The sequence below is a fragment of the Streptomyces sp. NPDC104106 genome, assembly GCF_055584345.1.
Genome location: NZ_JBVJMF010000023.1, coordinates 1 through 25,103 on the forward strand (window position 1 = coordinate 1; position 25,103 = coordinate 25,103).

At 72.4% G+C, this 25,103-nt stretch carries 25 protein-coding genes; 13 read left to right on the top strand and 12 right to left on the bottom strand.

Annotated features, from left to right (window positions below; genetic code table 11):
- The 3 genes from ACZ60X_RS36750 to ACZ60X_RS36760 all read left to right on the top strand — a co-directional run.
- On the top strand, nucleotides 1-95 hold a 95-nt coding region (locus tag ACZ60X_RS36750), incomplete at its 5' end, for an adenosylhomocysteinase (RefSeq protein ID WP_469608585.1).
- Between the two features lie 23 nt (nucleotides 96-118).
- Nucleotides 119-262 carry a hypothetical protein gene (locus tag ACZ60X_RS36755; RefSeq protein WP_469608264.1) on the top strand — a complete coding sequence of 48 codons (144 nt, stop codon included), beginning with the start codon at nucleotides 119-121 and terminating at the stop codon, nucleotides 260-262.
- A 104-nt stretch (nucleotides 263-366) separates the two neighbouring features.
- Complete coding sequence (locus ACZ60X_RS36760; protein ID WP_469608266.1) at nucleotides 367-642, top strand: DUF6059 family protein; 276 nt, start codon at nucleotides 367-369, stop codon at nucleotides 640-642.
- A gap of 57 nt (nucleotides 643-699) precedes the next feature.
- Here the strand turns inward: ACZ60X_RS36760 and ACZ60X_RS36765 are convergent, their stop codons facing one another.
- The 10 genes from ACZ60X_RS36765 to ACZ60X_RS36810 all read right to left on the bottom strand — a co-directional run bounded on the left by ACZ60X_RS36765 (nucleotide 700) and on the right by ACZ60X_RS36810 (nucleotide 10,200).
- Nucleotides 700-1,290: a malonic semialdehyde reductase gene (locus ACZ60X_RS36765; RefSeq protein ID WP_469608268.1), complete on the bottom strand. Its 591-nt coding sequence runs from the start codon at nucleotides 1,288-1,290 to the stop codon at nucleotides 700-702.
- 58 nt (nucleotides 1,291-1,348) lie between these two features.
- On the bottom strand, nucleotides 1,349-2,362 hold the full coding sequence (locus ACZ60X_RS36770; protein ID WP_469608270.1) for a 3-oxoacyl-ACP synthase III family protein: 1,014 nt from the start codon (nucleotides 2,360-2,362) through the stop codon (nucleotides 1,349-1,351).
- A gap of 119 nt (nucleotides 2,363-2,481) precedes the next feature.
- Complete coding sequence (locus ACZ60X_RS36775; protein WP_469608273.1) at nucleotides 2,482-3,651, bottom strand: hydroxymethylglutaryl-CoA synthase; 1,170 nt, start codon at nucleotides 3,649-3,651, stop codon at nucleotides 2,482-2,484.
- 3 nt (nucleotides 3,652-3,654) lie between these two features.
- On the bottom strand, nucleotides 3,655-4,716 hold the full coding sequence (locus tag ACZ60X_RS36780; RefSeq protein WP_469608275.1) for a hydroxymethylglutaryl-CoA reductase: 1,062 nt from the start codon (nucleotides 4,714-4,716) through the stop codon (nucleotides 3,655-3,657).
- Entirely contained in the window at nucleotides 4,713-5,804 is a 1,092-nt protein-coding gene (gene fni, locus ACZ60X_RS36785) for a type 2 isopentenyl-diphosphate Delta-isomerase (protein ID WP_469608277.1), read from the bottom strand. Before fni ends, ACZ60X_RS36780 begins: the two co-directional genes overlap by 4 nt.
- Entirely contained in the window at nucleotides 5,801-6,961 is a 1,161-nt protein-coding gene (locus ACZ60X_RS36790; protein WP_469608280.1) for a phosphomevalonate kinase, read from the bottom strand. Before ACZ60X_RS36790 ends, fni begins: the two co-directional genes overlap by 4 nt.
- The gene (gene mvaD, locus ACZ60X_RS36795) at nucleotides 6,958-8,007 is read right to left on the bottom strand and encodes a diphosphomevalonate decarboxylase (protein WP_469608283.1); all 1,050 of its coding nucleotides are present in this window, start codon (nucleotides 8,005-8,007) and stop codon (nucleotides 6,958-6,960) included. Before mvaD ends, ACZ60X_RS36790 begins: the two co-directional genes overlap by 4 nt.
- On the bottom strand, nucleotides 7,997-9,004 hold the full coding sequence (mvk, locus tag ACZ60X_RS36800) for a mevalonate kinase (protein ID WP_469608286.1): 1,008 nt from the start codon (nucleotides 9,002-9,004) through the stop codon (nucleotides 7,997-7,999). The genes mvaD and mvk overlap by 11 nt, the downstream gene beginning before the upstream one ends.
- Nucleotides 9,005-9,370: 366 nt before the next feature.
- Nucleotides 9,371-9,556: a MerR family transcriptional regulator gene (locus ACZ60X_RS36805; protein WP_469608288.1), complete on the bottom strand. Its 186-nt coding sequence runs from the start codon at nucleotides 9,554-9,556 to the stop codon at nucleotides 9,371-9,373.
- Complete coding sequence (locus tag ACZ60X_RS36810; protein ID WP_469608292.1) at nucleotides 9,553-10,200, bottom strand: hypothetical protein; 648 nt, start codon at nucleotides 10,198-10,200, stop codon at nucleotides 9,553-9,555. Before ACZ60X_RS36810 ends, ACZ60X_RS36805 begins: the two co-directional genes overlap by 4 nt.
- A gap of 276 nt (nucleotides 10,201-10,476) precedes the next feature.
- Here ACZ60X_RS36810 and ACZ60X_RS36815 point away from each other — a divergent pair, with 276 nt between their 5' ends.
- From ACZ60X_RS36815 to ACZ60X_RS36840, 6 genes are all read left to right on the top strand, one after another.
- On the top strand, nucleotides 10,477-12,486 hold the full coding sequence (locus ACZ60X_RS36815; RefSeq protein WP_469608588.1) for an FAD/NAD(P)-binding protein: 2,010 nt from the start codon (nucleotides 10,477-10,479) through the stop codon (nucleotides 12,484-12,486).
- Nucleotides 12,483-13,937 (top strand): nitrosuccinate lyase, encoded by a 1,455-nt coding sequence (locus ACZ60X_RS36820; protein ID WP_469608294.1) that lies wholly within the window; start codon nucleotides 12,483-12,485, stop codon nucleotides 13,935-13,937. The genes ACZ60X_RS36815 and ACZ60X_RS36820 overlap by 4 nt, the downstream gene beginning before the upstream one ends.
- A gap of 99 nt (nucleotides 13,938-14,036) precedes the next feature.
- Nucleotides 14,037-15,578 carry an NAD(P)/FAD-dependent oxidoreductase gene (locus ACZ60X_RS36825; RefSeq protein ID WP_469608296.1) on the top strand — a complete coding sequence of 514 codons (1,542 nt, stop codon included), beginning with the start codon at nucleotides 14,037-14,039 and terminating at the stop codon, nucleotides 15,576-15,578.
- 77 nt (nucleotides 15,579-15,655) lie between these two features.
- Nucleotides 15,656-15,994, top strand: coding sequence for a hypothetical protein (locus ACZ60X_RS36830; RefSeq protein WP_469608298.1), 339 nt, complete (start codon nucleotides 15,656-15,658; stop codon nucleotides 15,992-15,994).
- Nucleotides 15,991-17,724: a cytochrome bc1 complex cytochrome b subunit gene (qcrB, locus tag ACZ60X_RS36835; RefSeq protein WP_469608303.1), complete on the top strand. Its 1,734-nt coding sequence runs from the start codon at nucleotides 15,991-15,993 to the stop codon at nucleotides 17,722-17,724. Before ACZ60X_RS36830 ends, qcrB begins: the two co-directional genes overlap by 4 nt.
- Before the next feature lie 148 nt (nucleotides 17,725-17,872).
- On the top strand, nucleotides 17,873-18,235 hold the full coding sequence (locus ACZ60X_RS36840; protein WP_469608306.1) for a DUF3099 domain-containing protein: 363 nt from the start codon (nucleotides 17,873-17,875) through the stop codon (nucleotides 18,233-18,235).
- A gap of 572 nt (nucleotides 18,236-18,807) precedes the next feature.
- Here ACZ60X_RS36840 and ACZ60X_RS36845 read toward each other — a convergent pair.
- Nucleotides 18,808-19,149: a CYTH domain-containing protein gene (locus ACZ60X_RS36845; protein ID WP_469608309.1), complete on the bottom strand. Its 342-nt coding sequence runs from the start codon at nucleotides 19,147-19,149 to the stop codon at nucleotides 18,808-18,810.
- 484 nt (nucleotides 19,150-19,633) lie between these two features.
- On the bottom strand, nucleotides 19,634-20,962 hold the full coding sequence (locus tag ACZ60X_RS36850) for a multidrug effflux MFS transporter (RefSeq protein WP_469608312.1): 1,329 nt from the start codon (nucleotides 20,960-20,962) through the stop codon (nucleotides 19,634-19,636).
- A gap of 455 nt (nucleotides 20,963-21,417) precedes the next feature.
- Here ACZ60X_RS36850 and ACZ60X_RS36855 point away from each other — a divergent pair, with 455 nt between their 5' ends.
- From ACZ60X_RS36855 to ACZ60X_RS36870, 4 genes are all read left to right on the top strand, one after another.
- The gene (locus ACZ60X_RS36855) at nucleotides 21,418-22,185 is read left to right on the top strand and encodes a helix-turn-helix transcriptional regulator (protein WP_469608315.1); all 768 of its coding nucleotides are present in this window, start codon (nucleotides 21,418-21,420) and stop codon (nucleotides 22,183-22,185) included.
- 148 nt (nucleotides 22,186-22,333) lie between these two features.
- Nucleotides 22,334-23,350: a type III polyketide synthase gene (locus tag ACZ60X_RS36860; RefSeq protein WP_469608318.1), complete on the top strand. Its 1,017-nt coding sequence runs from the start codon at nucleotides 22,334-22,336 to the stop codon at nucleotides 23,348-23,350.
- A 30-nt stretch (nucleotides 23,351-23,380) separates the two neighbouring features.
- Nucleotides 23,381-23,938, top strand: a complete 558-nt coding sequence (locus tag ACZ60X_RS36865; protein WP_469608321.1) for a cupin domain-containing protein — start codon at nucleotides 23,381-23,383, stop codon at nucleotides 23,936-23,938.
- A 6-nt stretch (nucleotides 23,939-23,944) separates the two neighbouring features.
- On the top strand, nucleotides 23,945-25,102 hold the full coding sequence (locus ACZ60X_RS36870; protein ID WP_469608323.1) for a DegT/DnrJ/EryC1/StrS family aminotransferase: 1,158 nt from the start codon (nucleotides 23,945-23,947) through the stop codon (nucleotides 25,100-25,102).
- Nucleotide 25,103 lies beyond the last annotated feature (1 nt).

Sequence of the window (25,103 nt, forward strand, 5' to 3'; positions counted from 1 at the left end):
TCGGCGTGAAGCTCACCAAGCTGCGCCCGGAGCAGGCCGCGTACATCGGTGTCGAGGTCGACGGCCCGTTCAAGCCGGACCACTACCGCTACTGACGAGGAACCATCAGGAGGAGCAGGTGAACGACACCGGGGAGACAGAGGAGGACAACAGGCTGCGGGACGGGCTGCGGGGTGCTTTTCCGGCGGCCCCGCCGCTGCGGCTCGCCGGGTTCGACGAGGACGAGCTGTGGGAGCCCCATGTCGTGCGGGGCATGGACTGACCCGCTGTACCCGCGGCCCGGCGGAGGCCGTTCTCCACTGGGCCGCGAGCGGACCTTGGGAATCTGTGGAGGAGGCTACGAGCGAAGGGACCAAGGGGGCGAACATGAAGAAGAGACTGCTGCGGGGCGGTCGGCGGTCGCTGGCGGACTATCTCGTACGACGGCTCTGGGTGTCCCTGGTGGCCTTCGGGGCCGGACACGACCCCTTCGTCCACCTCGCGGGCCAGGAGCGGGAGCCGCGGCAGCGGCCCGGTGGGCCGCCGCCCGCCCATCCCGAGCGGTTGCGCGAGGACGTACCGCTGTCCGAGGAGGAGCTGCGGCTGCTGCGCGAGCTGTGGCCCGCGTCGTACGCCGAACGCCAGTCTTCCGACGGCGGCTGACACTCCCTGGGCCCGCCGGTGGGCCGGGTGCCGGCCGGGCGGCCGGCACCCGATCCGTCACACGGTCCGGACGACCTCGTCGAGGGCGAGACGCGGGGCGCGCTCGCCCCAGGCGCCGGGGCCGGGCCGGCCGATGTTGACGACGATCAGCGGCGTGTGGTCCTCGTCCAGGAACTCCGCCTGCACCGCGGGGTAGTCGAAGCCGTTCATCGGTCCGGCCGCGAGGCCGGCGGCGCGGACGCCGATGATGAAGTACGCGGCCTGCAGGGTGCCGTTGAGCTGGGCGGATCGCTCGCGGACCGGTCGCTCGGCGAAGAACACGTCCTTCGCCTGCGGGAAGGCCGGGAGCAGTCTGGGCAGCTCCTCGTGGAACTCGTTGTCCGTGGACAGGATCGCCGCCAGCGGGGCGGTGAGCGTCTTGGCCTGGTTGGCCGGGGCCATGTGCTTCACCAGCCGCTCGCGGGCCTCGCGGGAGCGGACCAGGGTGATGCGCAGCGGGCTCTGGTTGAAGGCGGTCGGACCGTACTTCACCAGGTCGTAGACCGCCTGGATCTGCTCGTCGGTCACCGGCTCGTCGGTGAAGGTCTGCGGGGTGCGGGCCTCGCGGAACAGCAGGTCCTGGGCCGCGGGGTCGAGAACGAGGGACATGGGTGCAACCTTTTCGATGAGTGCAGTTCGGGGGCGGGGCGGCCCGGTGGCCGCCCCGTCACCACTCGACCAGGGCGAAACTCGCGGCCATGCCGCCGCCGAAGCCGGCCAGCAGAATCAGCTCACCCGGCCGGAAGGCACCCGCCCGGGCGGCCGCGTCCAGGGTGATCGGGATGGAGGCGGCTCCCGTGTTGGCGTAGTGCTCCACCGTCCGGTGCATGGTGGCGCGGGGCAGGGCCAGGGCGTCGAAGACCTCGTCGAGCATGACGCCGTTGGCCTGGTGCGGCACGAAATGGCTGACGTCGGCGGCCTCGACCCCCGCCTCGTGCAGGAATCCCTTGACCAGCTGCGGCAGGTGCTCCACGACGAAGCGGCGCACCTCGCGCCCGTCCATCGCGAAGTACTGGAGCCCGGCGTTGAGACCGGCCTGGTCGAGGGGCTGCCGGCTGCCGCCCGCCGGCACCCGGATCAGGCTCGACAGCTCGCCGAACGTCTGCAGGGCGACATGCCGTACGACCGGGCCGCGGGTGGTGGGGCCGAGGACCATCGCGCCGGCGCCGTCGCCGAACAGGATCACCGTCTTGCGGTCGGCCGGGTCCAGGATGCGCGAGTACACGTCCGCGCCGATGACCAGCGCGTAACCGCCCCGGCGCAGGATCACGCTGCCGACGGCGGACAGCGCGAACACGGTGCCGGAACACACCGCGTTGACGTCGAACGCCGCGGTGCCGGAGGCGCCGAGGTTCTGCTGGACGTAGGCGGCCGTCGGCGGCTGCGGCCGGTCCGGCGTGGACGTGGCGACCGCGATCACGGACAGCTGCTCGGCGGTGATGCCGGCCGCCTTCATCGCGGCCCGCGCCGCCGCCGTCGCCAGGTCCGACGTGGCCTCCTCGGCGGCGGCCCAGCGGCGCTGCCTGATCGCGGTCTTGCGGGTGATCCAGGCGTCGTCGACTCCGGCCGGCGCGCCGACCTCGTCGTTCGAGACGATCCGCCGCGGCACGTAGGCTCCCGTGCCGAGGATCCTGACATCGCGTATGGGGCTGCCCGTACCGAGGATCATGGCGTCATCCATGACGGATGACCTCCCCTCACAGTGAAGTGTGTGTGGTGGCGCGGCCGGCCGGTCCCGGCGCCCCGCGCCCCGAAGGGCGCGGGACCGCCTCGGCCGCCGCGGCCCGGCCGATGGAGGCGTCAGCGCTTTTCGTAGATCCGCTTGTGCCCGCTGATCCCCGCCAGCCGGTACGGTCCGGTGGTCTGGGCCGGGTTGGCGTGGTCGCCGCCGTCGGACGGCAGCTTGTGCTCGTGCAGGGCGCGGTACTCGGCGTAGCCCACGGGCCTGCGCCGCTCGATCGCCGTGCGGTTGGCCTCGGTGCGCAGGTGCTGCCGGTAGCCGGCGACGACGGTCCCGGCGAAGAACTCGGCGACCGAGCCCGAGCCGTAGCTGAGGAAGCCGATGGACCGGCCGGTCAGGTCGTCGGCCTGGTCGAGGAGCGCGGCGAGGCCGAGGTAGACCGACGCGGTGTAGCTGTTGCCGATCACCCGGTTGTAGGCGGTGGTCTGCCCGAGCGCGGCCGCGACGGCCTCCTTGTCGGTGTCGTAGCCGTTGAAGTTCAGCAGGTGGCTGTGGGCCTTGTAGGCCATCTTGGTGAACGGCTGGTGGTAGCAGAACGCGGCGAACTCCTCCAGTGGGCGCCCGCCCTGCTCCTGGTAGTCCTTCCAGGTGCCCTCGACGGCCTGGAGGTAGGCGCCGATGGACTCCTGGCCGTCGACCAGGGCCGCGTCCCGGTAGTTCGGCCGCCAGAAGTCCATGACGTCGGCGGTGAACAGTCCGGAGGGGTCCTCGATGCGCACCAGCGCGGGGTCGACACCGACCAGCATGGCGACGGCGGCCGCGCCCTGGGTGGCCTCGCCGGGGCTGTCCAGGTCGTACTTGGAGACGTCGCTGGCGATCACCAGGACCTGCTGCGCGGGGTCGCGCCGCACCAGGCCGATGGCGAACTGGAGGGCGGCGGTGGCGCCGTAGCAGGCCTGCTTCAGCTCCACCACCCGGGTGGCCGAGGGCAGACCGATCAGCGAGTGGACGTAGATGCCCGCCGCCTTGGCCTGGTCGATGGAGGACTCGGTCGCGAAGACGACCGTGCGGATGCGGTCGGTGCCGTGCCGGGCGACGATCGGCGCGGCGGCCGTGGCGGCCAGCGTCACGATGTCCTCGTCGGCGGCGGTGACGCTCATCGACTCCTGGCCGATGCCGATGTGGTACTTGCCGATCTCCGTGCCGTTGTGCGCGGCGAGCGCGGTGTGCGGCAGGACGAACTCTCCCGTGGCGAACGACAGGTCGTGGATTCCGATGGATATGGACATGCCCTATGCACCAACCTTTGCGGTCGTGTTGTCGCGTTCCAGCTGGACGTGTGCGCGCATGAGTTCGCCGGGGTTCGTCTGCGCCGCGAGCAGGGAGAGTTCGCCGCACAGCACGGTCGCCGCCGCGATGACGGCGAGCCGGCGGGCGTTCTCGCCGGGCGCGCGGTCGGCCCGGCAGCCGAGCCGGGTCAGGTTCGTCTCCACGAAGCCCAGGCCCTTGCCGTTGCCGACCGTGCCGACGACCAGGTTCGGCAGGGTGCAGGCGAAGTACAGGTCGCCGTCGCGGTCCTCGGCCATCACCACGCCCTGGGAGCCCTCGACGATGTTGGCCGCGTCCTGGCCGGTGGCCAGGTAGAAACCGAGCAGCATGTTCGCGAAGTGCGCGTTGGCCGAGCGGATGCCGCCGGCGAGCAGGGTGCCGAGCAGGTTCTTGCGGATGTTCAGCTCGACGATCCTGGCGGCCGTGGTGTGCAGGACGTTCTCGACCACGTCACGCGGCACCAGCAGCTCGGTGACCACGTTCTTGCCCCGGCCGAGGATGCCGTTGATCGCGGTGGCCTTCTTGTCCGTGCAGTAGTTGCCGGAGATCGACGCGTAGGAGATGCCCGGCACCGTCTGCAGCAGGTGCTTCAGCAGCACGTCGGAGGCGAGGGTGGCCATGTTGTGGCCGGAGGCGTCGCCGGTGCGGAACTCAAAGCGGATGAACAGCAGGTTGGCGTTGATCTCGTGCCGGATGCCGATCAGCTCGGCGAAGCGGCTGCAACCGCGCACCACCTCGCGCAGCTCGTCGACGCGGGCCTCGATGGTCCGCGCGGCCGTCAGCGCGGTCAGCGCGTCGGTGGCCTCCACCAGCACCGAACGCGTCATCCGCTCGTCCACGAGGGTGGCGACGATGCCCTTGTCGGCCAGCCGGGAGACCTTCGCGCCCCGGCCGACAGACGGCCACAGCGGCGACTCGTAGGTGGCGAGCGGTACCTGGGTCTCGGTCTCGGCGACGTTGCCGGAAATGCGAAGGGGGCCCACCCAGCGCATCGGGACACCTGCTATGGCGTGTGTGTCGGTCATCGGGTGCTTCCCTTCGCGGTGTGGGGGCTCCCGGCCGCCTGCGAACGCCGGGCGAGCGGGCCGGTGTCGATGCCCCGGTCGGCACAGAAGTCCCGCAGCGAACCGTGGATCAGTACGTCGCAGTGGCGCAGGTCGGCGGGGGTGCGGGCGCCGAGCATGGTCTGGAGCGCGGCCAACTGGTCCAGCCAGGTGGTGAGCTGGGCGATCAGCGCGTCGACGCCGCCGTCGAGCAGGGTGCGCAGGAAGCCGCCGGAGGCGCCGACGCCGTGCGCGCCGAGGGCCAGGGCGCGGGCGACGTCGAGCGGGCCGCGGACCCCGCCGGAGGCGAGCAGCGGCAGGCCGGCGTCCTGCGCGTCCAGCAGACAGGCGGGTGCGGACTGGCCCCAGCCGTGCAGGAAGGCGTACTCGCCCAGTGCCCTGCGGCCGTTCTCGATGCGGGCGAAGTCGGTGCCGCCGCGGCCGCTGACGTCGGCCACGCGGACCCCGAGTCCCTTCACGGCCTCGACGGTCTGCCGGCTCAGGCCGTTGCCGACCTCCTTGACGATGACGGGGATGTCGACGGCCGCCGCGATCTTCTCGATCTGCCCGGCCCAGTGGGAGAACGACCGGTCGCCTTCCGGCATCGCGGTCTCCTGCGCGGTGTTGACGTGGATCTGCAGGGCGTCGGCCCGGATCAGCTCGATGGCGCGCCAGGCGTTCTCGACCGTCGCGTTCGCGTTGACGTTGGCCATGATGTACCCGTGCGGGTTCTGCTCGCGCAGCACGCTGAACGTGCCGGCGCACGAGGGGTCCTTGAGGTAGGCGTTCATGGAGCCCGAGGCGATCGGCACCCCGGTCTCCCGGGCGGCGATGGCCAGGTCCCGGTTGATGATGCCGGTCTTCTCACTGCCGCCGGTCATCGCATTGATGTAGACGGGCACCGGCCAGGAGATGCCGGCGAACGTCGTGCTCAGCGACACGCTCTCGCGGTCGATGCCGGCCAGGGCGTGGTGTACGAACGACACCTCGTCGAACTGGTTGACCCCGCGGGGCGTGTCCTGCTGCTCGATGGCCAGCCGGACGTGGTCGTCCTTGCGTTGAGCGCTCATTCCTCGATCCCTTCCAGGGCGGGACGAAGAGGCAGGGGCAGCACCCCGGCCGTGACCCACCGTTGCCGTACATGGGAGATGTCGTGTGCCGCCTCCGCGTCGAGCAGGGCGATACCGCAGTCGCCGCCCCCCGCCCCGGAGGGCTTGGCCGCGCCGCCGACGGCCTCGGCGGCGTCGCAGAGCCGGGTGAGTCTGGGGGTGAAGACACCGAGCCCGACCTCGTCGTCGAGGCGGGCCAACTCCTGGCGGGCCGCACGGATGCGGTCCCGCAGGGCCTCGCGGTCGCCGGACTCCAGCGCGTCGACGGCGGCGCCCACCAGGCGCGCCGAGGTCTCGACGAACCTGTGGTGCGAGGCGCTGCCCCGCCAGGCCTTCTTGTGCAGGCCGGAGACGAGGGACGCGGTGGAGACGGGCTCCCCCGTCCAGCCGACCTCCAGCGTGAGGCCCGCGGGCGCGGGCAGCCGGCGCACCGAGTGGCCCGGCCAGGGCGCGCCGATGGTCCGGTCGATGCCGACGCGCCGGGCCAGGTCGAGCACGAAGGCCCGGTCGGGCGCCCGGTAGGCGATCCAGCCGCCCCAGGTGCTGGCGGCCAGGTCGCCGCCCGAGGCCCTGGGGTCGAGCCGCGCGGTGGCCAGCATGGCCAGCCGGTACCGCTCGTCGCGGGACAACTCCAGGCCGCAGTACGACGCCACGGCCCCGACGGTCGCCACGGTCACCGCGCCGCTGGAGCCGAGGCCGTACTTCCTGCCGTTGTCGTGGAGCCGGCTGCTGATCGAGACGGTCAGCGCGGGCCGGGGCAGCCCGCGTTCGGCCAGCAGCCGGTCCACGCTCTCGATCGCCGACACCACATGGGCCAGCGCGCCGCGTGCCCGGCCGTCGTCGTCCGGGCCGCACACCACCAGACGGCCCTCGTGCCGGCGAAAGGCCACCGTGCGCGGGCGGAGGTCGCTGGAGACCACGACGTCGGGCCCGCCTGAGCCGGCCTCGCCGGCCGCCCCGGAGCCGTCCGGGTCCGGGCCGACGCCGGAGACGGCGACGGTGACGTGCCGGTCGACGGCCACCAGGATCGCGGGGTTGCCCGGGTCCACCACCGCGTACTCGCCCGCGATGAACAGCTTGCCCGGCGCGTGCCGGACCACCGTGCGCCGCCCGGTCATCGTCCGCCCTCGTCCAGCAGCCGGGCGCCGGGTCCGGGCCCGGCGACCAGCACCCTGCCGTCGGGTACGGCCTCACGGAGGGCGGCGGCCACCCGCTCGGCGTCGGCGCGGTGGCACAGCACCTTCACGTTGGGGCCGGCGTCCATGGTCGCGTAGGCCGCGACCGAGTCCTTGCGCAGCTGGAGCACGCGGTCGAGGACGGCGACCGTGGCCGAGGACAGGTAGCGCACCGCGGGCCGCGCCGCCAGCATCGTCGCGTGCATCCCGAGTGCGTTGCGCTCGGCGATCTCGCCGACCGCCGCCAGGTCGCCGCGCTCCAGTGCCGCCCGCATGTCCACGAGGTCGTCCTCGCTGGAGGCGGCCCACGGCCGGTACAGCGGCGAGGTGTCGACGGTACGGCGCATGGCCTCCCGGCTGGAGACCTCCTTCGGTCCGGCGTTGACCACCGCGATGACCAGCGCCGGGTCGATGTCCGCCGCTGGCACCGGCTCGGCGTAGGAGCCGAGGTCCGCCTCGGCGCCGGTGGCGCCCCGCGGTCCGGCGTGCCAGACGGCGAAGCCGCCGAAGACGGACCGCGAGGCCGACCCGGAGCCGCGCCGGGCCAGCCGGGACAGCTCGGTGGCGTCCAGGACGAGGCCGTAGGCGGCCGCGGCGGCCACGGCCAGTGCGGCGAACCCGCTCGCCGAGGACGCGAGGCCGGCCCCGGTGGGCACGGTGTTGCGGGTGTCCACGACGGCCCGCTGCGTCAGCCCGGACCGCTCCCGCACCAGTTCCAGGAACGCGGTGACACGCCGGCCCGCCTCACCCGTCGCGGGCTCGCCGTCGAGTGTCACCGTGTCGCGCTCGGCGTCGGCGTCGAGGCGCACCTCGGTGGTCGTCGGGAAGACGTCCAGCGTCAACGACAGGCTGTCGGTCCACGGCAGGATCAAGCGTTCGTCGCGCTTGCCCCAGTACTTGATCAGCGCGATGTTCGGGTGCGCGACCGCGGTGGCGCCCTGTGCGGTCCTCCGCGGTCGCGGCAGGGTGGTCGATGGTTCACGGCGCATGGTTGTCGAGCCCTTTCAGCGGTACGACCCACGTCTGTACGGCGCCTGCCTCGTGCAGCCGCCGGGTGACCTCCCGGGCCCGCTCCGGCGGGGCCAGCGCGATCACGCAGCCGCCCAGACCACCGCCGGTGATCTTGGCGCCGAAACTGCCGGCCAGCAGCGCGGCGTCGACCAGCGCGTCGATCAGGTCGGTGCTCAGCCGGCCGGCACGCAGCAGGGCGTGATACTCCGTCATCCGCCAGCCGACCTCCTCGGGCTTGCCGTCGGAGAGCGCCTGCCGGGCGCCCTCGGTCAGGTCCGTGGCACGCTCCACGAACCTCTCCTGCGCTCCGGCGTGCCGGCGAAAGCCGTCACGCAGCAGCTCGACGGCCTCCCGGGTGCTGCCCAGCCGGCCGCTGTCGGCGACGATGAACAGCCCGTCGCAGCCGACCGTCAGCTCCTCGGTCCGGCCCGCCTGGAACAGCAGCGGGCGGGAGGCGCCGACGGTCATCGCGTCGACGCCGCTGGCCCGGCCGTGCGCCATGTTCTCGGCGATCTGCACCAGCTCGAACGCGGTGGTCTCGGTCAGTTCACGGCCGAAGAGGTCGGCGAGGGCGAAGGCGATGGCGCGCGAGCTGGCCGCGCTGGACCCGAGCCCGCGGCCAGGCGGGATCGCGCCGTCCAGGATCACATCGAGATGCGTCCGGCCGGCCACGCCCATGCGCGCCTTGAACTCCGCGGCCAGCTTGCGCGTACCGTCGGAGGCCTGGGTGACCAGGGCCCGCGAGGGGGAGCCGGTCATCGTGTACGACAGGTCGTCGTGGCGGTCCGAGGCGAGCGAGGACCGCCCGGCGCTCGCCGTGACCGTCAGCTGCGGAATCGGGACGGCGAGCGCGGGGGCTCCGTAGACGACCGCGTGCTCCCCCAGCAGGATGGCCTTGGCGTGGGCGCGACCGATGCCGACCGAGCGGACCCGGCGGCTTTCTGATACCCCCTCCGCTGAGGTCGGTAGAGTCAACGCACTCAGCTCCCTATGTCTTTTCGTGCAGGAAAGAGCAGGAAAGAGGTGCACCGGGAGGTGCACCGGGACGTGCCCGGAAGATGTGGCAAGGAGATCTGCGCGGATCTGCGAGGAGATGTGGTGCGAGGAGAGACGCGATCCACTGCCTCGACATGATTTCGGGCAGGGTAGACGTGGGTAGATAGTGACACGGATACGGCGCCGCGCCAATACCGCACCGGGTCGACCGAGCGGGATTCCACGGCAGTTCCAGAGCGGTTCCAGGGGAATTCGAGCGGATGCCGAGAGTCTCGGAAAGAGGGCGCGGTGAGAACGCCGAAAGCCGCCCCCACCGGGGGCGGCTTTCCGCAGGGCGCGCGCCGGTCAGTCCCGGCGCCGCAGCGCTATTTCCGTCAGTTCCTCGATGTCGAACTCCGAGCGGCGGTGCGGGCCGCCGTAGCGGGTGATCTTCCCGCGGCTCACCCATTTGCGGATCGTCGCCTCGGACACCCCTACGGCGAGCGCCGCCACCTTGGTGGGGACGAGCCGGTGGCTCGGTGGCCTGATCATGCGTTGACCCCCCTTCGCTGCCGCTCCATGAGCTTCCTGAGACTCAGCCACTCGCACACCTCCCACGAATGTCCTGACGAGCAGGTGATGCTGCCCACGCCCACACCCGCGCCGGCACCCGTGCCCGCGCCACGCTGCGGCGCGGCGCTGATCGTGCCGGGGCAGTCGTCCACGACACAGCTGCGCACGAGCGTGTGGAGAGGGTTGGGGTCGGGGTCGATGGTCTGCCGCAACTCGACGACGAGAGCCTCGATCTCGTCCGCGAAGTCGACCGCCGCAGGCTGCCCGGCGAGCCACTCCAGATGCACCGTGAGGAAACGCGCCAACGACAGGACCGTACGCGGCGGGGCGGAAGTCCCGAGCTTTTCTGCCACCATTTCCGACCAGGAGTCAAGAATCGTCAGAATGTTGTGCCGGGCGTCCAGCGCGGCGATGTCCAGATGGTCCCTGCTGCGACTGCCGGAGACCTTGGTCGGATTCATGCGCCGGCCTGTCGGCGAGACCTGGTGCAGGCATTCCTGGTGCAGCCCGGGAAGCGCGAGAAGGCTGTTGCGCACCTGCGTGACGCAGGGAACGCACAGAACGGATCCGGCGGCGGCGCGGCTTTCCTGAGGGTGGCTTCTCGGACAGGGCTGAGACTTCATCGAAAGCTCCTTCACGAGGCGTCTCACCTCCGGGCGAACAGTCCTATTACCCGACCGCCGACTCGAGTCCTGATACAGCCGCGTTCGGGGGCCGCCCTCCGCCGAAGGCCCCTACCGGCACTTCCAGAGCGCTTCCACCGGAAAGCGAGTCCTGATTGAGCGGGTGCGCCGACGGTTGCCGGACGAAGAGGAGGAACTGTGGACGGTACGCACGCAGGCGCTCGCGCAGTGAGCGCCGAACTCCCTGCGGAGCCGCCGATACTGACGGCCCATCAGCTGAACACGCCGGCACACCTGGAGGTGTGTCTCGTCGGCGCCGGACCCCGGGGCCTTTCCGTACTGGAGCGGCTCTGCGCGCACGAACGCAAGTCGCCCCGCTGGGACAGCGTCACCGTGCATGTCGTCGACCCCGACCCGCCGGGCTCGGGGCGGGTGTGGCGCCCGACCCAGTCCCGGCACCTGCTGATGAACACCGTCGCCTCCCAGGTGACGGTCTACACCGACGCCAGCGTCCGCATCGACGGCCCGCTGGAGGAGGGGCCGAGCCTGTACCAGTGGGCCAAGGCCCTGGCGTCGGGCACCCTCGAAGCGGCACCCGAGGGCGGCCTCGGCGAGCAGGTCCTCACCGAGGCCCGCGCCCTGGGCCCCGACACCTACCCCACCCGTGCCCTCTACGGCTCCTATCTGACCTGGGCGTTCCACCGGGTCGTCGCGAACGCCGCCGCCCATGTCACGGTACGCACCCACGCCGTACGCGCCGTCGCCCTCCAGGACGCCGACGACACGCGCGGGGCCGCGGGGGCGCAGACCGTCGTCCTGGAGGACGGCACCCGGCTGACCGGGTTGTCCGCCGTCGTCCTCGCCCAGGGCCACGTGCCGGTCCGGCCCTCGAGCACCGAACGGCGGCTGGCCGACTTCGCCGACCGGCACGGGCTGACGTACATCGCCCCCTCGAACCCGGCGGACGTGGACCTGTCGGCGGTCCGCCCCGGCCAGAGCGTGCTGCTGCGCGGGCTCGGCCTCAACTTCTTCGACTACATGGCGCTGTTCACCCGCGGCCGGGGCGGCCGCTTCACCCGCGTCGGCGGCCGCCTGGTCTACCGGCCCTCGGGCCGCGAGCCGCGCCTGTACGCGGGGTCCCGGCGCGGGGTGCCGTACCAGGCGCGCGGCGAGAACCAGAAGGGCGCCCACGGCCGGCACCGCCCGCGCCTGCTGACCGCCGGATACATCGCGTCGCTGCGTGCCGGGAACCGGCGCAGCGGAGCCATCGACTTCACCACCGACCTGTGGCCGCTCATCTCCAAGGAGGTCTGCGTCGTCTACTACACCGCCCTGCTCGCCCGGCGCGGCGCATCCCCCGCGGCCACCGAGGAGTTCGCCGAGCGCTACCTGGCGGCCGAGCCCGGCCCGGCCGAGGAACTGCTGCTCGACACGGCCGGGATCGACCCGGCCGAACGCTGGGACTGGGAGCGCGTCGCCCGCCCCTACGGCAGCCGCGTCTTCGAGGACCTCGCCGCCTTCCGCGGCTGGCTGCGCGGCCACCTGGACGAGGACGTCCGCCTGGCCCGCCAGGGCAACGTCAGCGGACCGGTCAAGGCCGCCCTCGACGTCCTGCGCGACCTGCGCAACGAGCTGCGGCTCGCCGTCGACCACGCCGGCCTGACCGCCGCCTCCCACCGCGACGACCTCGACCACTGGTACACCCCGCTCAACGCCTACCTGTCCATCGGCCCGCCCGCCTCCCGCATCGAGGAGATGGCCGCGCTCATCGACGCCGGGATCCTGGACGTCACCGGTCCGGACCTGCGGGTGGACACCAGCGAGGACGACCCGCTCGGCCCCTGCTTCACCGGTACCTCCGGCGAGATCCCGGACGTCCGCGTCCGGGCCGCGGTCCTCATCGAGGCCCGGCTGCCCGAGATCGACCTGCGCCGCAGCGCCGACCCCGTGATGACCCAGCTGCTGCGCACCGGGCAGTGCCGCCCGTACCGCATCCCCGCCGGGACGGCGGAGCCCGGCGAGGACTACGAGACCGGCGGGCTGGCCGTGACCGAGCGGCCGTACCACCTGATCGACGCCCGCGGCGTACCGCACCCGAGACGCTTCGCCTACGGCGTGCCCACCGAGTCCGTGCACTGGGTGACCGCCGCCGGGATCAGGCCCGGCGTCGGCTCCGTGACCCTGGAGGACTCCGACGCCATCGCGGCGGCGGTCCTCGCCGTTGACGAGGCCGGCGCCGCCCCGCTGCGCGCGGCCGTCCCCGCGAGCGTGGAGGCGGGCGCATGACCTCCCCCCGGCACTCCGCCCTGCCCGGCGCCCTGCCCGCTCACCTCGACGCGGGCCTGCTCTCCCCGGTGCGGGCGGGCACCCCCGTCGAGGAGGCCGTCGGTGACCGCGCCTGGCTCCAGGCGATGCTCGACGCCGAGGCGGCCCTGGCCCGCGCCCAGGCCCGCTGCGGCACGGTCCCCGCACCGGCGGCCGAGGCCATCACGGCCGCCGCCCGCGCCGACCTGCTCGACGTGCGCGAACTCGCCCTCGCTGCCCGGGAGACCGCGAACCCCGTCGTCGGCCTGGTCAAGGCGCTGACCGCGGTGGTCGCCGAGCGCTGCCCGGACGCCGCCGAGTACGTGCACCGCGGCTCCACCAGCCAGGACGTCTTCGACACCGGCGCGATGCTGGTGGCGGCCCGCGCGCTGCGCCTGATCACCGCCGACCTGCGGGACGTCGCCGACGCCCTCGGGGACCTCGCCGCCCGGCACCGCGACACCGTGATGGCGGGCCGCACCCTCGCCCTGCACGCCGTTCCCACCACGTTCGGGCTCAAGGCGGCCGGATGGCGGCAGCTGGTCCTGGACGCGGCCGAGCGGCTGGAGCGCGTCGCCGACGGCGGGCTCCCGGTGGCGCTCGGCGGCGCGGCCGGCACGCTCGCCGGCTATCTCCAGTACGCGCCACAGGGAGCCGACCCCGCCGTCGTCCTCGACGACCTCGGTGCCGCCTTCGCCGCCGAGACGGGCCTCGCCGTGCCGGTGCTGCCCTGGCACGCGCTGCGCACCCCCGTCGCCGACCTCGGGGCCGCCCTCGCCCATACGACGGGCGCCCTCGGCAAGATCGCCGCCGACGTGCTGGTGCTCGCCCGCACCGAGACCGGCGAGGTGGCCGAACCCCGCGTCGCCGGGCGGGGCGCCTCCTCCGCGATGCCGCACAAGCGCAACCCCGTGCTCGCCACACTGATCCGCTCCGCCGCGCTGCAAGTACCCTCCCTGGCCGCCGTACTCATGCAGTGTCTGCCCACCGAGGACGAGCGCTCGGCCGGGATGTGGCACGCCGAGTGGCAGCCGCTGCGCGAGGCCCTGCGGCTCACCGGCGGCGCCGCGCACACCGCAGTGGAACTGGCCCGGGGCCTCACCGTGCACCCGCAGCGGATGCGGGCCAACCTCGCCGCGACGGGCGGCCAACTGGTGTCCGAACGGATCTCGGCCGTGCTCGCGCCCCGGATCGGCCGGACGGCGGCCAGAGACCTGCTGACCCGGGCCTCGGCGCTGGCCGCCTCGACCGGGCGGCCGCTGGCCGCCGTGCTGGCCGGACTCCCGCAGCTCGACGGGGTGCTCCAGCCCGGCGAGGCGGCCGCCCTGCTCGAACCGGACGGCTATACGGGCATGGCCGGCCCCCTGGTCGACCGGGCACTCGGCGCGGCCGACCGCGCGCCCGCGCCGCGCTCGTCCTCAAGACCGGCTTGAGCACCTCTCGAAGGCCTCTTCCGGGCCGCTCGGAGCCCTGCCCTCCGGGCCATCGGTGCCCGCATGATGCAAGCACAACGCTCGGGGAGGGTGGGGGAGTTGGCTCTCAATGCGCAGGCCGGCCACGGGCACGCCGTGGTCATCGGATCGAGTCTCGCCGGGCTCACCGCGGCACGGGCCCTGGCCAACTTCATGGACCGGGTCACCGTGCTCGAACGCGACTGGGTGCCCCGCGGCCCCGGGCGGCGCCGGGGCGTTCCCCAGGCCCGGCACACCCACACCCTCGACGCGGCCGCCCAGCAGGGACTGGAGGAACTGTTCCCCGGCATCGGCCGGGAACTGGCCGGCGCCGGGGCGGTACGGGTGCGGTTGCCCGAGGACATGCTGCTGCTCGGCCCGGGCGGCTGGCTGCCCCGGGCCGGTGCGCGGCCGCCGGGGCCGGTGCTGCTGAGCGCCGGCCGTGACCTGATCGACGCCGTCGTACGCGACCGGCTGCGCGCCGACCCCAAGGTGACCTTTCTCCAACAGCACGAGGCGGTCGCGCTGGAGCCGGACCGCAACGACACCGTCAGGGGTGTCCGGGTGCGCCGCCGGGACCGTACGGCACCCGGCGGCTGGACGGACCCCGGCGTGCTCGCGGCCGACTTCGTGGTCGACGCCACCGGACGCGGCTCGCGCGCGCCCCAGTGGCTCGCCGAACTCGGTTACGAACCGCCGCGGGAGACGGCGGCCGAGCCTCGCACCGCCGTCGCCACCGCCCTGTATGCACCCCCCCTCGGCCATGTCGCCGACTGGAAGTCGCTGCTGCTGATGCCCGCGCCCGGCCATCCCGCCCACGGCGTGCTCCACCCGGTCGAGGGCGGCCGCTGGTCGGTGTCGGTCACCACCGGCGCCGGCGGCCGCCCGCCCGCCGGCCACGCGGGGCTGCTGGAGGCGGCCGGCGCCCTGCGCCACCCGCTGCTGCGCGACGTCCTCCAGGCCGCCACCCCGCTCGGCCCCGTCTACTCCTGCGCGCCCACCGGCAGCCGCTGGCGCCACTACGAGAAGCTGCGCCGCTGGCCTGACGGCTTCCTCGTCGTCGGCGACGCCTGGGCCGCGCTGGACCCGGCCCACGGGCAGGGCATGACGGTCGCCGTGCAGTGCGCCCTCGTCCTGGACCACATGCTGGCGAGCCACGGCACCGCGGCCGGCCTCGGCTACCGGTTACGCCGGGCCATCGCCCACCGGCTGGCGCCCGCCTGGCGCAGCAGCACCCTCGCGCAGCGCGCCGCGCACGGACGCCCGGAGCCGGGCGCCGGACTGCGCGACCGGCTCGGCGGACGCTACGCCGCCCGCATCGCGGCCGCGGCGACCACCCACCCGGCCGCGGCGGCCCTGTTGCTGGACCTCATGCACTCCGCGGCCGTGCCCGCCGCGGCGCTGCGTCCCTCGGTGCTGTGCGCCGCGCTGCGCGGCCCGCGCTGCCCGGTGCCGGCGGCCCCGCCCAGCACCACCCACGGCGCGGCCGCGTGCCGCCGGAGCTCCGCCGGCTCGGAGCGGCCCGCCGCCGACGCCAGGGGCTCTGCCCGCCGGGGCGGCACGAGCGGACCGTCCGCCGGGTGGACGGCCACGGCCCCGGCCGGCGACCGCCACCGGCCGTAAGCCACCGGATTGCGAAATGGGAGCCGCACGGCATACCCGCCCGCACAACGGAAAGTGCGCGGCCCTACTCTGCACGCATGACAAAGGCAGATCAACTGGCGTCTGCGGGAGTCGACTTGCCCGGTACGCGGTCGTTTCGCGTAGGTAACGAGTCGGCGAATCCCGCCCAGTTGAGACAGGTGAAGATCCGATTCCGCTCCCGTCGCTCGAAAATCGCTCAAGGATTGCTTGAGTTGGGCCTGGACTTAGACTCAAAGGCGGTTGTGGAGGCGCGTGAGGCGTCGATAGCGTTCCAGCTGCTCGAAGGCACGGACCTGCTTGCGCCGCGGCAGGTCACCCCGATCTCCGGCCGTTTCCCGGCCGGTCCGGATGTGCCGGTGACGGCCGAGCGGCGAGGGGAGGGTGCGCGGGTATGAGCACGACCGAAACGGCGCCACCGAGTGCCCGGACCGAGGTTCCGAAAGGCGAACGTATCGCCGACTGGATGGACGGGCGGCTCGGCATCTACAACTTCCGGTTCCTGATCCGGAAGGTGTTTCCCGAACACTGGTCGTTCATGTTCGGCGAGATAGCGCTCTACAGCTTCGTGGTCCTGTTGCTGACCGGAATCTGGCTGACGTTCTTCTTCGATCCGAGCATGTCGGAGACGGTCTACCACGGCTCGTACGTTCCGCTTCAGGGCGTGCAGATGTCCCAGGCCTACTCCTCGACCGTCCACATCAGCTTCGAGGTGCGCGGCGGTCTGTTCGTCCGCCAGCTGCACCACTGGTCGGCACTCACCATGATCGGCGCGCTGTGCATCCACACGCTGCGCCACTTCCTCACCGGCTCGTTCCGCAAGCCGCGCGAGGTCAACTGGCTCATCGGCTTCGTGATGCTGGTCCTCGTCACCCTGGAGGGCTTCGTCGGCTACTCGCTCCCCGACGACCTGCTCTCCGGCACCGGCCTGCGCATCGCCGAGGGCGTTACGCTCGCGATCCCGCTGGTCGGAACGTACCTGACGATGTTCCTGTTCGGCGGTGAGTTCCCGGGCCACAACGTGATCGGCCGGTTCTACAGCTTCCACATCCTGCTGATCCCGGGCATCGTCGTGGCGCTGCTGACCGTGCACCTGATCCTGGTCTTCTACCACAAGCACACGCAGTTCCGGGGCCCGGCGCGCACCGAGAACAACGTGGTCGGCCAGCCCCTGATGCCGCACTACACGGCCAAGGCCGGCGGCTTCTTCTTCATCATCGCCGGCGTGCTGTGCCTGCTGGCGGGCATCGCCCAGATCAACCCGGTGTGGACATATGGTCCCTACCGGCCCGACCAGATCTCCCAGGGCTCTCAGCCCGACTGGTACATGGGCTTCCTCGAAGGCGCCCTGCGGGCCATGCCCGCCTGGGAGTTCACGGTCGCCGGGCACACCGTCAACCTCGGTGTGGTCATCCCCGCCGTCGTCCTGCCCACGCTGATGATGGCCGTGATCGCCCTGTGGCCGTTCCTGGAGGCCTGGGTCACCGGGGACCGCCGCGAACACCACCTCCTGGACAAGCCACGGGACCACCCCACGCGCACGGCGTTCGGCGTCTCGTTCGTCTCCCTGTACCTGGTGCTGTTCTTCGGCGGCGCCAACGACGTCCTGGCCGAGAAGTTCCATCTGTCGCTGAACCAGATCACCTGGTCGGTGCGGATCGGTATCTTCCTGGTCCCGGTGGTGGCGTACGTCGTCACCCGGCGGATCTGCCTGGGCCTGGCCCGCCGCGACCGCGACAAGCTTCTGCACGGCCGCGAGACCGGCCGCATCAGGCGGCTGCCGCACGGCGAGTTCGTCGAGGTGCACGAGCGCCTGGACCGCCAGCGGGAGTACGCGCTGCTGGCCCGCAAGGACTACAAGCCGCTGCCGGCGCCGCGGGCGGAGCACGACGGCGTCCCCAACCCCAACCTCCGCAAGGAGATGCTGCGTTACAAGCTCAGCCGCTGGCTGTACGGCAACCAGGTCGCCAAGCCGACCGAGCAGGAGATGCGCGAGGCCCTGGCTCACTTCGCCCACTCGGCGGCCGGCCACGCCGCGCTGGGCGGGCAGGGCCCGGCCGACGGGCACGCGCAGATCGGCGCCCAGCGCTCGGCGCAGGGACGGGAGCCGGACGAAGAACTGCTCTGACCCGGTGCGGCGCACAGGGCCGGGACACCGACAGCGGCGCGGGTGATCAGGGGACGGTCACCCGCGCCGCCGTCTTCCCGCCCGCCCCACGTCCCCTCTTCCACCCGGTTGTCCGGCGTCTTGTTCCGGAGAGTCCACGGAGGGCCCGATGAGCACAACCCCCTGGCGCCGGGACACACCCCCGGCCGCATCCATCACCCGCGCCCGCACCGGCCTGACCACCGACCTGCGCGGCCGCCAGCGCCGCTACCTGACGGCCATGCTGGTGCGCACCGCCTGCGTGGTCACGATGGCCGCGACATGGAACCACTGGCCCGCCGTCGCGGTCTGCGCCCTGGTGGGCGCGGTCGCCATCCCGTACGTCGCCGTGGTCGTCGCCCAGGCCCACTGGCGTCAGCAGCGCGGCACCCGGCACGCGGTGACATGGGTCCGTCACGACCCCGCGCCGGCCCCCCGGGTCGTGCTCGAACCGACCCTGGTCCTGCCCCCGGAACGCGAGACGGCGGGGTGAGGCACGGGGGCCTGGGCCGCAGGATCCCAACGGCTACGCCCCCGGGGACGTGCCTGCGGCGAGTCAGCCGAAACACGCCCCCGTAACGCCACGTCACGACACGCGCGCCCTACCTGGGATCTCACCACGTCCGTGGTCTCGAAGCGCCACACCTCATCAGTGGGCAGGCCGGGCCCGTTCGGATCCCCCGGCTGGCGCTGGGGGTCGCCGGAGACGCCGGCGGTGCCGGCCCAACAAGATGAGGTGAGGTGGGCACATGGTGGGAACCAACGGCGGTCCATCCCGCAAGGGGGGATACGCACAGGTGCCGAACGGTTGGGGATCGCCCTCGTAGCGCGCGCTGTGCGGACCCTCGTCGAGAGACTGCTGGACCACCAGCAGGGTCGCGCCAAGGCCCAGGTCAGCCCACGGTGTTACCCCAGTCGCCGCGGGCCGGCCGCCCGGGCAGGGGCGTCTTCGCGTGTCCGGCTCTGCTCACCTTCGCCGGGCCGCCGCGGCGCCCGTGTGGGTCTCCCGCCTCAGCTCCTCGGCCAGGTCGGCGAGAACCGCACGGATGTCTTCCAGGGCGGCGCCTACCGCGTCTTCGCCGACGAGGATCCCGACTTCCAGGAAGGTGCCGTCGATCTCTGGTACCCGCACGAGCCTCGCCGGCATCCGCCGGCCGGGGGCCTCGAAGCCGTAGTTCCGGCGGCATCCGCGACGGCGCTCTCGTGCTCGGGCCTGGACCCGGAGGCCACGTCGACCGCGGCGTCCTTGAACGTCAGCACCGTCCGCGTGCCGTCCGCCCCGTGCACCGTGCGCACCCGAAGCTCCTGGTCCGCCTTCTCCAGCGACCCGTCCGGCCGGTCGTAGCAGGTGTCCCGGTACCTCTCGACACGCGCCGTCGCGCACTCGTCAGACCGTGCGCTGTGCACTGTCGACGAGCGCCTCGGACCCCCGAAGAAGGGGCGGTCCTCGCCGTACGCCGCAGGGCGTCCGGCGCGGTCCTCGCTGCCTGTCCGCCCGGCGGCCGCACATACGCCGCTCTCGTGCGGTCACCACAACGCGGCTCGCACGCGCCCAACTCGCCCAAGGCGATCTCGACGCCGCCACTCAACACGCGCGCGTGTCAGGCATGCGCACGGGTTCGACGATCGGGATACGCACGTTCACCGACCTGTAGCCCGTGCGCGGCGACGTGGTGGACGGGTGCTCCGCACGACGCCTTCCTCTTCTCGCGGGACGAGGAGCCGTCACCGGCCTCGCCGGTCCCCACCGTGATGATCCCCGCCACCCCTGGAGACCCGCCCGGTGGGGACACGTCGCCCGACCAGGTCGGTCCACGGGCCGGGACAGGCAGCGGCCCCGTCCGTCCGCCGGTTGCCGGAGGCGATCGGGCGGGGCGTCACAGCCGGTCGGTCACGCCTGCCCCGCCGGCTGCTCTGCTTCCCGTGCCGTCGGCTGCTGCTGCCAGGGACGGCACATCACCATCAAGGAGGCGATCGCGGCCAGTGCGCTGCCCGTCTGGACCGCGGCCATCGGTACCGCCGTGCCCTTGCCGGCGATGCCGACAAGCAGCGTGGCGACCGCGCCCGTCGCGAAGCACGACGTGCCCACCAGGGCGGAGGCCGAACCCGCGGCGTGCGGGGTGCGCATCAGGGCCAGGGCGTTGGTGTTGGGCAGGACCAGGCCCAGCGACGAGATCATGACGAAGAGGCAGCAGGCGACCGGCACGGTCCCCGCGTGGCCGAAGGTGCCACCCGTGATGAGCAGCAGTACCGTGCCGGCCACGGCGATCGCGCCGAGCCCGGCCGCGAGCGCCTTGTCCAGGCGGACCCGGCCGACGAGGAACTTGCCGTTGATCCGGCCGACGACCATCATGCCGAGCGAGTTGAGGCCGTAGAGCAGGGAGAAGGTCTGCGGGGAGGCGCCGTAGATCTCCTGGATGACGAACGGTGATCCGGCGATGTACGAGAACAGCGCGCCGTAGGCGAAGCCGTTCACCATCACGTACCCGCCGAAGACCCGGTCGGCGACCAGTCCGCGCATGATGAACAGGGCCCCGAGCACGCCGCCGCCGCGCCGCTGCTCGGCGGGCAGGGTCTCGGGCAGCCGGTGCCAGACGATCGCGGTGAGCGCGACGCCGATCACGGCGAGGACGAGGAAGACGCCCCGCCAGGCGGTGAACCGCAGCACCTGCCCGCCGAGGACGGGCGCGAGCACCGGGGCGAGGCTGGATATCAGCAGCAGCGTGGAGAAGAACCGGGCCATCTCCAGGCCGTCGTACAGGTCGCGGACCACCGCACGGGCGATGACGATGCCGGCCGCGCCGGCCAGGCCCTGGAGCAGCCTGAAGCCGATCAGCAGCTCGACGTTCGGGGCCACGGCACAGCTCGCGGACGCGATGACATAGACGAGCAGGCCGATCAGCAGCGGCCTGCGCCGGCCCCACCGGTCGCTCATCGGCCCGACGACCAGTTGCCCGAGCGCCATGCCGGTCAGGCACGCGGTCAGCGTCAGCTGGCCCATCGTGGCGGACGAGCCCAGGGTGCGGGTGACGTCGGGGAGGGCCGGGAGGTACATGTCCATCGACAGCGGCGGCACCGCGGACAGCGCCCCGAGCATGAACGTGATGAGGAACCCGGTCCGGCGCAGTCCCCGGATTCTGTCGACGGCGTCGCCGCCACCCCGCGCCGGTGGTTTCGGGAACCGCTTACTTCTTACGGTGGCTTCCTCGGCGCGAGACATTCGCCCTCCGGGTGCAGTCGTATGGGTCTGCCGCCGATGGTGGCAGCAGGGCACTACAGAACCGGTCGGGTACGACTGGCGCGGTCCGCACCCCTTGCCGCGCGCGAACTCCCGGCCCGCTCACCGCAGTTGACGTGACCTACGTCACTTCTGGGCGCCCTTGGCGGCCGGACGGCGAACGTGTCACTATTGGGGCACGCCTCCCCTGCCCGAAAGCGGATCGCAGGGTGCGGGGCACACCAGGCAGTGAACCTCAGCGCCACAGCCCTTGCGGGCGGTGGCGCTTTTCCATGCCTTCCAGCCGGACGCCATCACGCCCCAGCTCCGGCCACGGCCACCGCACACCGCGAGCCGGGCCCGGTTCCCCCCACTCCTCACCAGCCGTCGCCGCCGGTTGCGCCCACGTGTCCTCGTCGGCCGCGCGATCACCCTTCAGGAGCCCTCAGGAGCCCTTCATGGAGCACCTCGTGCAACATGCCGTCGCCACGATTCGCACCCGCTACTGGGAACCGCTGACCCTGGAGGACCTGGCGCGCGAGGCGATGGTCAGCAAGTACTACTTCCTGCGGATGTTCACCCGGGTCACCGGTGTCACCCCGGGGCGGTTCCTGTGCGCGGTACGGCTCCAGGAGGCCAAGCGGCTGCTGCTGAGCACCTCGCTCACGGTCGCCGACATCGGGGCGCGGGTCGGCTACAGCAGCACGGGCAGCTTCACCCGCCGCTTCACCGAACTGGTGGGACTGTCCCCGACGCGGTACCGCAAGCTCCTGCTCGATACGTCCGGCGCGCCGAGGCCGGCCGCGCTCGGGCAGGCCTCCGCACCCGCGCCCGCGACATGCGGCACCGGCTCGGTGACCGGCGTGCTGTGCGCCGAGGGCACCGTCCTGTCGCCGGTGCACATCGGCGTCTTCGACACCCCCCTGCTGCAGGGGGCCCCCGCCTGCCGGACCAACGCCTGCCGGACCGGCACGTCCGCGCCGGGGCGCTTCGCACTGCCCCGCGTCCCCGCGGGCGCGTGGTACATCCACGCGGTCGCCCAGGGCCGGTCCGCCGCACACGGCGCGGACACGGACCTCACCCCGCTGACGGCCACCGTCGGACCGGTGCAGGTGAAGGACGGCAGCACGTACCACCTCGACATCACCCTGACCCCGCCGGACTGGACCCGGCCCCCGATCCTCTCCGCCCTGATGGACCTCGAACCACAACCGATGGCGGCGTGAATCGACGGCCGGACGCCGTGCGCACCGGCACCCGCGGCACGCACGGCACGTACAGCACGTACCTCGAAGGCATTCCCTAGAGAAAGCGGATCCAGATATGCCCAGGCTATGCAAGCCCGCGGTCCAGGCGCCGGAACACGTCATCACGATGGAGGAGACTCTGGACTTCGCCGCCAGGGTCCACGCAGGAAAGCCGCAGCTGCCGTTGGCACTCCGCCTGATCAGGAACACGGGCGTGCAGAAGCGGCACATCGTCCAGCCCATCGAGAAGACGCTGCACCACCCGGGCCTGACGGAACGCAACCGCATCTACGAGGCCGAGTCGAAGAAGTGGACCCCCCTGGTCATCGAGGAGGCCCTGAAGAACGCCGACCTGCCCGCCCGTGACATCGACGCCATCATCTACGTGTCGTGCACCGGCTTCCTGATGCCGTCGTTGACCGCGTGGCTCATCAACACGATGGGCCTGCGTCCCGACACCCGCCAGATCCCGATCGCCCAGCTCGGGTGCGCGGCCGGCGGTGCGGCCATCAACCGCGCCCACGACTTCTGTGTCGCCCACCCCGGCAGCAACGTCCTCATCGTCGCGGCCGAATTCTGCTCGCTGTGCTACCAGCCGGACATGGACGACATCGGGTCGCTGCTGTCCGACGGTCTGTTCGGCGACGCGGTGGCCGCGGCCGTGGTGCGCGGCAGCGGCGGTGTCGGCATCGAGCTGGAGCGCAACGCCTCCTACCTCATTCCGCACACCGAGGAGTGGATCTCCTACGCGGTGCGCGACACCGGGTTCCACTTCCAGCTCGACCGCCGGGTGCCCGGGACGATGGAGCCGCTCGCCCCCGTGCTGCGGGAGTTCGCCAAGGACCACAGCTGGGACGCCGGCAACCTCGACTTCTACATCGTGCACGCGGGCGGGCCGCGCATCCTGGACGACCTCGCCAAGTTCCTGGAGGTCGACCGCAAGGTGTTCCGGCACAGCTGGTCGACGCTGAGCGAGTACGGCAACATCGCCAGCGCGGTGGTCCTGGAGGCGGCCCGCAGGCTCTTCGAGGAGGACACCCCGGCGCCCGGTGCCACCGGTCTGATCGCGGGGTTCGGTCCCGGCATCACCGCCGAGATGGCGCTCGGCACCTGGGCCGACCACACCCCGCAGCACCTCGACTGAGCCCACGCCCGGACAAAGGAAGCGACACGTATGACCGACCTCATACTCCCGCCGGGCGCGGGGCGCAAACTCATCACCCCGGCCCAGGAAGTGACCTTCAAGGCCACGAAGGAGATGGGCTCCTCCGTATCCATCTTCGAGGTGATCGTGCCTCCCGGCTTCGATGTCGGGGCGCATGTGCACGACCACGCCCAGGAGTTCTTCTACGTCCTCGACGGCGAGCTGGACCTGCTGTGCTTCGAGCCGACCGAGCGCACCGAGGACGCCTGGCACCGCTGGGAGTCTCCCCGGGGCGACCGCGTCGTCCGGGCGGCCGAGGGCGGCTGCATGTTCGTACCGCCCGGCATCCCGCACGCGTTCCGCAACGCCACGGACAAACCCGCGAAGATGATCTTCCAGAGCCTGCCCTCGCCCGACCACGAGGACTACTTCGAGGAGATCGCGGAGATCTGGTCGCGCGGCACCACGCTGGACCCCTCGGCCGTGGAGGACATGCGTAAGCGCTACGACGTCCACCAGCTCACGCCGATGCGCTACCACCCTCCCACCCCCGTCCCTGCCCAGTCGGCACCACAGCGCGGAGCGTGACGCACAATGAGCACGAACGATTCGATCCCCCTGGTGCACGCGAGCCTGGGCGAGCAGGAACTGGCCGCCGTCGCCGAGGTGTTCGCCTCCGGCTGGCCGGCCGGCCAGGGCCCCCAGGGCAAGGCGCTGGAAGCCCGGCTGGCCGAGAAGTACGGCGTCGCCGACGCGGTCGCGGTGAGCAACTGCGGTGCCGCGCTGCACCTGGCCATGATGGCCTTCAAGGCGGGGCCGGGCGACGAGATCATCGTCGCCGACTACGGCTTCCCGGCGCCCGCACAGGCCGCGCTCTACGTCGGCGCCACCCCCGTCTTCGCCGACGTACGCCCCGACACCTACACCGTCGACCCGCGGGCGGTGGCCGACCTGGTCACCGAGCGCACCGTCGGCATCATCGCCGTCGACACCGTCGGCATGCCCGCCGACTACGCCGAGCTTCAGACCATCGCCGACCGCCACGGCCTGTGGCTCGTCGAGGACGCCGCCTGCGCGGTCGGCGCCACCTACCAGGGCAGGCAGGCCGGTGCGCTCGCCGAGGTGGGCTGCCTGTCCTTCCACGGCCGCAAGGGCGCCTCCAGCGGCGAGGGCGGAGCGCTGCTGGCCGCCGACCCGGCCATCGGCAGGGACGCGCGGCTGCGCTCCTCCTTCGGCATCGGCTCCATCTTCGACATGGGGAAGGTCGTCGGCCTGCCCATCCCGACGTTCACCGAGGTCGGCTACAACTTCAAGCTGTCCGACATCGCCGCGGCGATCCTGCGGGTGCAGCTGGACCGCATCGACGAACTGCTGGCGCGCCGCAGCGCGGTGGCCGCGCGGTACGCGGAACTCCTCGGCGACGACGAGCTCCTGACGGTGCCGTATGTGCCGAACGACCGCACCCACGCCTGGCAGACCTACATGGTCACGCTGGACACCCGCGTGGACCGCGGAGCGGTCGCCGCCGAGCTGCGCGGCCAGGGCATCGGCTGCGGGCACGGCACGTTCGCCGGCCACGTCCAGCCCGTGTTCCAGGCTCGGCAGAAGTGCCCGGTCTCGCTGGACCTCGCCGAGCGCCAGCTGGCCGTCCCCATGCACGCCGAGTTGACCGAGGACCAGGTGGCCCGCGTCGCCGCGGCGCTCCGAAGCGCCGTGCGCACCCACGCGAACACCGGCCGGCGCGCCGCGTAAC